This is a genomic window from Okeania sp. KiyG1 (assembly GCF_014132355.1).
In the GTDB taxonomy this organism is placed as follows: Bacteria; Cyanobacteriota; Cyanobacteriia; order Cyanobacteriales; family Microcoleaceae; genus Okeania.
On sequence record NZ_BLZO01000143.1, the window covers coordinates 1 to 10,814 of the forward strand.

Below are 10,814 nucleotides of genomic sequence, written 5' to 3' on the forward strand. Positions count from 1 at the left end.
GTTCTACTCAAAAAATTATTACAGCTGCTTATCGTCAGGTATTCGGTCGTGATGTTTATGATGGTCAGCGTCTCAAGAGTGCTGAGAACAAACTAGAAAATGGTGATATCACTATTCGCGAGTTCATTCGTGCTTTAGCGAAGTCTGATACTTTCCGTAATATGTACTGGAGTTCTTTGTATGTGTGCAAGGCAATTGAGTATATTCATCGAAGGTTGTTAGGTCGTCCGACTTATGGACGTAAGGAAATTAATTCTTACTTCGATATTTGTGCTAAGAAGGGTTTCTATGTTTTAGTCGATGCAATTATCGATAGTCAAGAATACAATGACGCTTTTGGGGAAGATACAATTCCTTATGAACGTTATCTAACTCCTGGTGGTTTGTCGTTAAGGAATACAAGAGTTGGCAGTATTGCTGACAAGAATCTACTTGTACAGAAAGAAGTTACGCCAAGATTTGTGGAGTTGGGCACTCCTGGGGAGGTTCGTAGCGAACCTGATGTTGAGTTCCGAGTTGGTCAAGGTGTTAACAAGCAACGGGAGCAGTCTAAGGTATTTAAGTTGACAAGTACCCAAGATAAGCAACAGGTGAAATTGATTATTGCTGCTGCTTATCGTCAGATTTTTGAACGCGATATCGATCCTTACGTTGTTAAGAGTGAGTTCTCTTCCTTAGAAAGTAAGTTAGGAAATGATGAAATCAACCTCAAGGAATTTATTGAAGGATTAGGTTGTTCTCAACTTTATGTTAAGGAGTTTTATACGCCATATCCTAATACTAAGGTAATTGAACTTGGTACTAAGCATTTCTTAGGACGTGCTCCTCGCAATCAAGTTGAGATTCGTAAGTATAATCAGATTCTGGCAAGTTTGGGTATCAAAGGTTTTATCAACGCTATGGTGAATAGTGCTGAGTATATTGAGATGTTTGGGGAGGATACTGTTCCTTATCGTCGCTTCCCGACTCTCCCTGCTGCTAATTTCCCGAATACTGAAAGACTGTATAATCAGTTAACTAAGCAAAATGATGATTTGGTTATACCTAGTTTTGAACCTGTAGCTATAGCTGACCGCAGTTAACTAGCTATCAGCTATTAGCGCTTCCCTACGGGATGCTACGCAAACAGCTATCAGCGTAAAAAGGTAGTGCATGGAATTAGCTATCTTTTTGCGGAGTATTCCGTCAAGAAAAGCTTTTTAAATTGCGTTTATCCTCTGCTATAGATTTTTATAGCAGGGATTTTTGATAGCAGAAGGAAGAAGGAAGAGTTCATTAATTGATAATTGATAATGGATAATTGATAATTACCTCGGGTTTTAACCGTTACGGAATTGAATATAAGGAAATATTATTTCTTTATTTCCCCTTAAAAGGGAAGGCTTTAAAGCAGAATTATTTAATTATTAATTATTAATTATTAATTATTCGGTAAGGAGGAAGGAAAAAAGGGAAATAATATTTAGAGAAGCAGGTAATAAGGTATTGCTCAAACCTGCTAAGTCAGATTTTGGTAATACGTTAAATTATTCTCTGCTTTCTATTGCCAAAAAGTGCTAAAGTAGCTTATTTACTAGGTATTAAAAAAACTGCGATCGCTATAAAAATTAAAGCAATAATTAATAGACATATCCAGAAAATAAATTTGCCCTTTATTTGCTATAAATTAGAGTATAATAACTAAAAATCCTTTTTCGTGTTTTTTCCTAAAAATATCTTCCCTGTTCTCTATTCCCTATTCCCTATTCCCTACTTTGATAAAAAGTCTATATCTTTTTCACGCCTATGTCTAATACTATTAAGATTGTAAAATTTTGTTTCATTTCGGAGAATTAACGTTGCCCTCAATCTCTAAAAGGGCTAATATACATAAGATTTCATAAAATCAAAGAGTCTAAATTCCTCTCTGGAATTAAATCTACAAATTACAATATGTCAAAGACTTATACTGTTGAAATTCAACACGAGGGAAAAACTCACACTATTCAGGTGCCAGAGGATAAAAAAATATTAGAGGTTGCTGATAAGGCTGAACTAGGTTTGCCTAATTCTTGCAACGCAGGGGTTTGTACAACCTGTGCAGCCAAAATTATTGGAGAGGGTACTGTAGATCAGGCCGATGGTATGGGAGTTGGTCGAGAACTTCAAGAAGAGGGTTATGTTTTATTATGTATTGCCTATCCTCGGTCTAATTTAAAGATAGAAACTGGAAAGGAAGATGAGGTTTACGACCGTCAATTTGGTGCTTCATAAATAGCTTCAAAATCACTTAAAAGGAAGACTTCAAAAATTAATAATGAATAATTAATAATGAATAATTAATAATTAATAATTAATAATTACCTCTCCTTGAACAGAAGAGGATTGAATAAAAGGAAAATTTTTTCTTCTCTTGGTCGATTGGATATGGCGAGGAGACCCGCTCTTGACAGAGCCGCTCGAATTGCGCCATCCCACCCTACGGGAAGCTCGGAAGATAGAACTCCGTTCCGAGATACGCGTTTCGCGTCAGCGTTGCGTTGCGCCAGCTTTGCGTTGCGCCAGCTTTGCGTTGCGCCAGCTTTGCGTTGCGCCAGCTTTGCGTTGCAAGCCAGCATTTGCGAAGCAAAAGCAAAAGCAAACGACCGCTTTTTCTCCTTTAAAGGAGAGGCTATAAACCTTAATTATTCGGTAAATAAAGTTTATTTTGTAAACTAATTAACTTAAAATTGTACTGATAACTGATAACTGATAACTGATAACTGATAACTGACATGACTACTCATTTTATTAATGTTGAAATTGACCTGCAAGAATCACCAAATAAACTCAATCAAGAAATTGAAAAAGAGTTAGAAAAACGTGGTGCACCTCTACGTTGGGCAGTGACTAAAGTAGATACGGAAACACAAAAGGCTCATGTAGAAGCTGTGGTAGTTAACACTAACTCAATTACAACAGAAATTTCCAAAAAATAAATAGTTATATTTGATATAACTGCTACCTTAGACTAATTATATCAAGTCCTATTTTCATGGTTTTTATAATTAGTTTTACTTTAAAAATACGCCATTATCTTGTGGTTGAAATATTTTTCAATAGATTTATAAAGCTAAGTTTATATACAGTGGATTCCACTTTGGTGAAGTACACCCATCGCGGGCAAGATGCCCGTACTTGCGTTCATTTAATTGTTAATATTTGTACTTCATATACTTGGAATCTTCTGCTTTATCTATAGTTTTAGTGGAGAAGTACGATTGCTATAGCTGTATCACCAGATTTTACATGAGTATAAATAATTTTTTCTATTTACCGATAAGTGGTCTAAAGCCTCCTCTTTTAAGAAGATAAAAAAGAGAATATTCCATATTTCAAGCCTACTTATTGCAGAGGTACTGATAACTGAAATTACCTGTTTCTTGAAATATCTTGCATCTAAAAATCAAATAATTTCTGCTTAAATTACCCTACAAATTTGATTTTGACTTTTAATTTGATACCTCGTCCTTATACAGTAGTCTTAATTATTCCCACTGGTATCGGTGCATCTATTGGTGGTTATGCTGGAGATGCTCTACCAGTGGCACGAGCGATCGCACAAACTTGTGACCTCCTAATTACTCACCCCAATGTTCTGAATGGGGCACAACTTTATTGGCCATTATCTAATGCTCTCTATGTAGAAGGCTATGCTCTTGACAAATTTGCTCAGGGATGGTATGGATTACAACCGGTACATCAAAACCGAGTGGGTTTAATTCTAGACCAAGGCATTGAGCCAGAATTGCAACTGCGCCATTTACAAGCTGCGGATGCGACTAGAGCAACTTTAGGGCTAAATCTCACAGATTATATAATTACAGATGTCCCACTAGAAGTACAATTACAACAATCTGATTCTGGGGCATCCTGGGGCACAATAGCTAATTCTGATAGTTTGCTACGAGCAGCAGAAACTCTAATTCACAAAGCTAAAGCAGAAGCGATCGCTGTTGTTGCCAGATTTCCCGATGATGAAGGTAGTACAGGATTACAACTATATCGCCACGGACAAGGAGTGGACCCTTTAGCTGGTGCAGAAGCAGTTATTAGTCATTTGATTGTCAAAACTTTTCAGGTCCCCTGCGCTCATGCTCCTGCTTTATTGCCTCTACCCTTAGACCCTAACTTATCGCCTCGGTCTGCTGCAGAAGAAATTGGTTACACATTTTTACCTTGTGTATTAGTGGGGTTGAGTCGAGCGCCTCAATTAGTAAATACAAAAGATACTCCCCTACTCCCTAATACTATTTTGGCAAAACAAGTAGATGCTGTGGTTGTACCTGCTACTGCTTGTGGTGGTAGTGCAGTAATGAGTTTCAGTCAAACTCCAGCACAAATTATTGCCGTCAGGGAAAATCAAACTCAAATGCAAGCTTCACCAGAAAGTTTGGGGATAAAAGCATTAGAGGTTAATTCATATTTGGAGGCGTTGGGGGTGTTGGTTGCTCATCGAGCTGGCATTAATGCAGAAGCTTTGAGGCCAGAAATATTACCAATTGCCAAAATTCAGTAGTGCCATCCTGTACAATAGTTACAGCGCAATTTATTTAAGTAGACCACAAAATTATTATTGGGTAGGAAGTTAGGGACGTTGCATGCAACGTCCCTACAGAGTAGAAAAATGCTTTTGGGTTGGCCGTACTAACTGTAGTCTATCTATGTGAAAAGCGCTATAAATATAAAATCTAAAGTTAATTTTATAGAGGACAAGTGACAGAGCAAATTCCTGAAAATCCAGAAACCGAACCTCTAACTCGTACTCAAGTATTGGTGGCAATGGGAGTAACAGCATTAGTATTACTGGCAATCTCTAAAACCTGTTTGCTACTTGGTGTTGATTTATTACCTGTGAGTTGGAATCCCAGAGCGTTATTGTGGGGAGTAGCGATCGCTTTAGGTATTACTATTGCTAGTTCCTTAGTTTATCGCATTTGGCCTACCTATCGTCGTAGTGCAGATCAATATCTTAAATTAGTTGTGACTCCTTTGTTATGGCCCGATTTAATCTGGTTGGGGTTACTACCAGGATTGAGCGAAGAATTGTTATTTCGAGGTGTAATTTTGTCTGCTTTGGGATTGGATACAGTGGCATTAATTGCTTCAAGTGTTTTCTTTGGTGTTTTACATTTGAGTGGTAAGCAACAATGGCCTTATATGGTTTGGGCAACAATAGTTGGAATGGTGTTGGGATATAGTGCCTTAGAAACAGGTAATTTATTAATACCAATTATTGCCCACATTTTGACAAATTTGATTTCTAGTGGTATGTGGAAGTGGGAACATAATTATAAATAGACATCTCCTCCAAAAGAGGGAGTAGGGGTTCAAGAATTTAGAATTTAGAATTTAGAATTTAGAATTAAGAGTTTAGAATTACCTCTTCTTAATAAATAAGAGGATTGAATAAAAGGATTTTTTTTCTTTTTTCTCCATGAATGGAGAGGCTTTATACCTGAATTTTTCGGTAAGGGAAAATAATTGATAATTTATGTGCGATAATTGATTTTATTTTTTATTATTGGACATTTATAATAGTCACAAAAAGTTTAATAATTATAGTTGAAACTGATAATGTTAGTCTCCAACTTGGCTTGATAATTCCAATAAATACTAATTCTAATTTAATTACATATATAGAGACTTAATAATTTAAAATGACAGAATCAGGTTTTGACTTTAGCCACTACTATACATATCAAGAAGTGGTAAGTTTTTTGCATCAGATGAGTGAAAGTAATCCCCATTTGATTGAGTTAAAAGTTATTGGTAAAAGCTACGGCGGATTAGATATTTTCTTAGCTACTGTTACTAATAAAAATACGGGAAAAGCAAAAGAAAAACCTGGATATTGGATTGATGCTAATATTCATGCTGGAGAAGTTACAGGTTCTGCTGTTGCTCTATATATTATTTATCACCTACTAAATAATTACTCTAGCGAACCTCAAATTACTCGTTTATTAGACAACTACACAGTTTATGTATTACCTCGTATTGCTGTTGATGGAGCAGAACAATATTTAACAACTCCTCAAAGATTGCGATCGAGTATTCGTCATTATCCATATCCCGAAGAACGCGACGGACTCCACTGGGAAGATGTAAATGGGGATGGGTTAATTTTGCAGATGCGACTCAAAGATGATTGTGGAGCGTGGAAAATTTCGCCAGAAGACCCTAGAATAATGGTGCGTCGCGAACCTGATGAATTTGGAGGCACTTACTACACTATTCTGCAAGAGGGAATTATCAAAAACTATAACGGTTATGATATTAAAATTGCTCCCGCACTGGAAGGAATGGATTTTAATCGCAACTATCCTTATGAGTGGCAACCGGAGGGAAAACAAAAAGGTGCTGGAGATTTTCCTTTTTCTGAACCGGAAACTCGTGCTGTAGCAGAATTTTGGCGCGAGCATTCTAATATTAATGGTTTTATTAGTTATCATACCTTTTCTGCGGTAATTTTACGTCCTTATAGCATTTATCCAGACGACCGCTTACCTGTGGAGGATTTGGAAATTTACGAGTTGATTGGGGAAAAGGGTACTGAAATTACTGGTTATGAATGTGTTTCGGTTTATCATAACTTTTGCTATCCTGCTAATCGGAAGACTTATGGTGCAATGGATGATTATTGTTACGAGTGCTTTGGTTGGTTTGGTTTTATTATAGAGCTTTGGGATGCACCTACAGCAGCGGGAGTTCAGAAGGAAGATTATGTTAAGTGGTTACAACGCCATCCTGTTTCAGATGATTTGAAATTGATGCAGTGGAATGATGAAAAGTTGGGTGGGAAGGGTTTTATTGACTGGCAACCGTTTGAACATCCACAACTGGGTACTGTAGAAATTGGTGGATGGAATCATAAGGAGGTTTGGCAAAATGCTCCTGTGGAATATTTACCAAAGTTGTGCGAGGAACATTGTCAGTTTGCTATTTCTCATGCTTTGATGTCGCCTCGTTTGGCAGTTAGTCAGGTGGTAGTTGAACATCAGGGTGGCGATATTTATTTGGTAGTGGTGCAGTTGGAAAATCAGGGATTTTTGCCTACTTATACCAGTGAAAAAGCTAGGGAAGGAAAAAGTGTTCGACCTATAGAGGTGATGTTGACTTTGCCTGAAAATGTAGTGTTGCTTAGTGGAAAGCAGTTACAGGAAAGAGGTCATTTGGAGGGGCGATCGAATAAAGCTTTTGCTAATTCTGCTCGAGGTAATGATTATCGTTGTCATGTTGAGTGGGTGGTTAAAGGTTTTGCTGGTTGTGAAATTGAAATGACGGCGCGGGGGGAACGTTCAGGTGTGGTGAAAACTGTTATTACTTTAAAATAATTGGCGTTGCTGAATGATTTTATGATTTTTAGTAGTTAGTAGTTATACCAATTCCCAAAAGTCTTGCTATACTTGGGCAGTACTTCAGTTGTCAACTAATCAGTACAAGCAAAATCACTTTGCATGCTAATTTCAGCTTGCGTTAATGTTAATTATTCTTATGTTTGCTTCTCCCTGTACGGACGCCCTTATGCAACGTCCCTACCCACTCCCCTATTTCCCCTCCTAGGAGGGGGAGGGGCTAGGGGTGGGTCCCCTGCTCAACAAAATGTAGAAAAGTTTTTGAGAAATGGTATTACAGGACTTACGCAGAGACTTTACTGATAGGGAGGGCGAATGCCATTTGCGTTCCGCAAAGCTCCGAATGGCGCCCCTACAGATAGTGGTTTACAGCGCTTTTCAAGTTGATGAACCACATCGCCATAACCAAAATCTTGTAGAGAAGTTGCATGGAACGTCTCTATAAGGGCGAATACCATTCGCCCCTACTGTGGTCTACTCAAATGAAAACCGCTGTAAAAGTCAATTTGCGTAAGTCCTGATAAAATTGCCATACAGGAGTTTTACTGTTTTTATCCCTATTAGGCAATGCCAAGTAAGTTCATAACTGTTTTTTCTTCATGCAAGTGGGTTTCTACAGTTCTGTAGGTATTTTTGATTGCTGCTTGACAAGAATGTTCGCGAAAACTGTTTAAAATAATTTGTTTTTTGAGCTTATCTACTAAATTTGGCATTTCTTGCTTGCATTCCAAACAATACCAATAAATTTGGGAATTACGACTATGGCGCAGCATTTGAGTAGAGCAACAAGGACAGTTATTCATGGCTAAATTATGATTATTTTAAAACTTCACAAATTGAATTTAAATTTTAGTTAATTACTCTAAAATACAAAAGTTATTTAATTAAGGCTTGTATTTAGAGAGAATGAAAAATGGATAAAAAGAACTACAGCTACTTCACTAACTATAGTTAACTGAATTTTGCTGAAATAAAGCTTATACTTTTCTGGTGAAACTGAATCAGCTAGATTATTAAAATTGTTAATCGTAGTTCTAGTTTCACAGAATACTGATATGAACAAATCTAGTTATAACTAGATGGTTGTTAAGTTTTGACTATTAGTAATTGTTGAATTGCAGAAGTAATTATGCTGATTAGAAGAAAATCAGTAGTTGATTTTCAATACTTCTCCCATATTAATGATATTTGTGCAATCAATTTGGGAAATCGATCAAGTTATACAGTTATAGGTACAACTTAATTATTAATGATACATTAAAAAAGTAAATTGTGTATCAAATTTAGCAATCTTTAAAATAAATTAGTATTTCAGAGAAACAATAAATTCAAAATACATATTTTTTACAGCCCTGCCTTAGAAAGCTATGCTTTATAAACATCTTTCTTAACATAAAACGCGGACATTAGTGAGAAGTTATGTATAAATCCTTTGAGAGGCTTTTTCCTCAGAAAAGTATATTAAATTAGACGTTTTTTGAATATTATTACGGACCACACTCCCCACACCTCCCCATCCTCCCCACCCTCCCATCAAGGTTTCAGGAGTTCCTTATCAGGGATAGCTTAGAAAGGGGGGTTGGCAGAGATATTCATTTTCTCAAACTTACCCAAATTCTAAAGCTAGATGTGCTAGTAGGAATAGGTATGGAGGGAATAGGTATGGAGGGAATAGGTAGGGACGTTGCATAAGGGCGTCCCTACAAATTATTTCGTTTACGAGTTGTTCGGGAGCAAGTAATGAAAGGGGTATTCATAATTCTGATGTTGATTACAGTTAGTCCAAATATATTAATTCTGATGTTGATTCACCAATGTCGGTATTTTTAGTAGCCAGTAGTTAGGAAAAATAAAATCTATTTTTTAGTCAAATAGATATTAAAATAATTTAGCAGCATAGCTTTCAGTATTGATAACATTCTTTTTGAAATTGACATAAAAGTTGAATAATTGATTTGTCAACTGTCAAAAGTATTAAATTTAAGAAAAAAATATCCGGAAAAATAATAAATATCTATATAAAAGATCGACATCTTCATCAAATCTTTACAACACTCCATTCTTATTTAAAGATTTGATGAAGAAGAGCAAAAACTGATGTTTTTTAAAAAAAAGTTAATAATAGTAAGTGTGAATTTAAACCCACTTATAGTAACCTCAACTAAGTAACCTAGATATATCTGTTATGTCTTTTGTAGTCAAGCATAGCAGATTTTTTATACTTTCAGACACTATAAACTACATCATGTCTGTATAAACCCAAGCAACTTAGCAGATATAAAATGCCGGAATATCCCCAGATAATTCCCACTCTTAATCATTTCTTCCTCCTGACTCGGTCCTCCTGACTCCTGACTCTGCCGATCGTACGATCGCTAATTATCCGGATACTCTATTACCGAAAATTTCAGGTATAAAGCCTCTCCATTTATGGAGAAAAAAGAAAAAAAACAGGACTTACGCAAATTCTTAGACAATACGCTATTGGTAGGGGGCGTTTTGCTACCGCATAACTCCGTTAACGCTCCGCGACTTGTATTGCGGAGCTTTGCGGAGCGCAAATGCCATTCGCCGGGCGAATGCCATTCGCCGGGCGAATGCCATTCGCCGGGCGAATGCCATTCGCCCCTACTAGATATGGCGGTTATGCGTAAGTCCTGAAAAATTCTTTTATCCAATCTTCTTATTTATAAAAAGAGGTAATTCTAAATTCGCGCATTCTAAATTCTAAATTATTGAAATCTCTACCAATACGGTGACTGCTGCGACAGCAATTAACATTTCATCATTTTTATCTTCCAATTCAGCGATCGCTCTACCCTGCACCACCATACCTCCATCTTCAATAGTGATACTTTTTTGGCCAAAAGGTAATACAGCTAAAACCTCTTCTACCTTCACCTGTTCTGGGTAAGGTACAGCCACCTGTACTTCTACAATCATTTCATTGGGATGACTTAAACCTGCGACTTCCCAAACTCCGGGTAAAGCATTATGAGCGATCGCATTTCTGACTGCCCTAGCTGCAGCGACTGTTGGCTCCTGGCCATGTTGGTCTATTCCCATGCCCATTTCAATAATTAAACGTTTTCTAGTCATAAACACTCCAAATTAACGATACAAGACTTTTCAGATTTATGACTTCACATCATATCAAATCCGTTTGATTGGACATAAAAAAATTCTCCTATCGTCATATAGCGCTGCGCGCAGCTCATATCAAATCCGGTAGCATCGGTGTAATTAGATGGGGGATGGGGGGATGGGGGATGGGGGGATGGGGGGATGGGGGGATGGGGAGATGGAGAAATATTTGGTAATCGTTGAAGATGGAACATTTTTTACGTGCCGAATTAAACGGATTTGATATCATCTGGCAATAGGCAATAGGCAGTAGGGGGGATAAAAAGCTGTTTGCGCAGCATCTCCGTTGGAATA

At 37.1% G+C, this 10,814-nt stretch carries 9 protein-coding genes; 6 read left to right on the forward strand and 3 right to left on the reverse strand.

Annotation, left to right across the window (positions count from 1 at the left end; genetic code table 11):
* From SAGCYANO_RS33580 to SAGCYANO_RS33605, 6 genes are all read left to right on the forward strand, one after another.
* On the forward strand, positions 1-1,082 hold a 1,082-nt coding region (locus tag SAGCYANO_RS33580; RefSeq protein ID WP_202224010.1), incomplete at its 5' end, for a phycobilisome rod-core linker polypeptide.
* A gap of 850 nt (positions 1,083-1,932) precedes the next feature.
* Positions 1,933-2,253 (forward strand): 2Fe-2S iron-sulfur cluster-binding protein, encoded by a 321-nt coding sequence (locus SAGCYANO_RS33585; protein WP_202224011.1) that lies wholly within the window; start codon positions 1,933-1,935, stop codon positions 2,251-2,253.
* A gap of 500 nt (positions 2,254-2,753) precedes the next feature.
* Positions 2,754-2,957: a hypothetical protein gene (locus SAGCYANO_RS33590; protein ID WP_202224012.1), complete on the forward strand. Its 204-nt coding sequence runs from the start codon at positions 2,754-2,756 to the stop codon at positions 2,955-2,957.
* A gap of 521 nt (positions 2,958-3,478) precedes the next feature.
* Positions 3,479-4,537 carry a DUF3326 domain-containing protein gene (locus SAGCYANO_RS33595; RefSeq protein ID WP_375340044.1) on the forward strand — a complete coding sequence of 353 codons (1,059 nt, stop codon included), beginning with the start codon at positions 3,479-3,481 and terminating at the stop codon, positions 4,535-4,537.
* Positions 4,538-4,734: 197 nt separating this feature from the next.
* Positions 4,735-5,319, forward strand: coding sequence for a CPBP family intramembrane glutamic endopeptidase (locus SAGCYANO_RS33600; protein ID WP_202224013.1), 585 nt, complete (start codon positions 4,735-4,737; stop codon positions 5,317-5,319).
* A 359-nt stretch (positions 5,320-5,678) separates the two neighbouring features.
* Positions 5,679-7,355, forward strand: a complete 1,677-nt coding sequence (locus SAGCYANO_RS33605) for a M14 family metallopeptidase (RefSeq protein ID WP_202224014.1) — start codon at positions 5,679-5,681, stop codon at positions 7,353-7,355.
* 317 nt (positions 7,356-7,672) lie between these two features.
* On the opposite strand, the gene SAGCYANO_RS33610 is transcribed toward SAGCYANO_RS33605, so the two are convergent.
* The 3 genes from SAGCYANO_RS33610 to SAGCYANO_RS33620 all read right to left on the reverse strand — a co-directional run bounded on the left by SAGCYANO_RS33610 (position 7,673) and on the right by SAGCYANO_RS33620 (position 10,475).
* Positions 7,673-7,834, reverse strand: coding sequence for a hypothetical protein (locus tag SAGCYANO_RS33610; RefSeq protein WP_202224015.1), 162 nt, complete (start codon positions 7,832-7,834; stop codon positions 7,673-7,675).
* 102 nt (positions 7,835-7,936) lie between these two features.
* Positions 7,937-8,179, reverse strand: a complete 243-nt coding sequence (locus SAGCYANO_RS33615; protein WP_202224016.1) for a hypothetical protein — start codon at positions 8,177-8,179, stop codon at positions 7,937-7,939.
* Positions 8,180-10,103: 1,924 nt separating this feature from the next.
* The gene (locus SAGCYANO_RS33620; RefSeq protein ID WP_202224017.1) at positions 10,104-10,475 is read right to left on the reverse strand and encodes a Lin0512 family protein; all 372 of its coding nucleotides are present in this window, start codon (positions 10,473-10,475) and stop codon (positions 10,104-10,106) included.
* Positions 10,476-10,814: the final 339 nt, after the last annotated feature.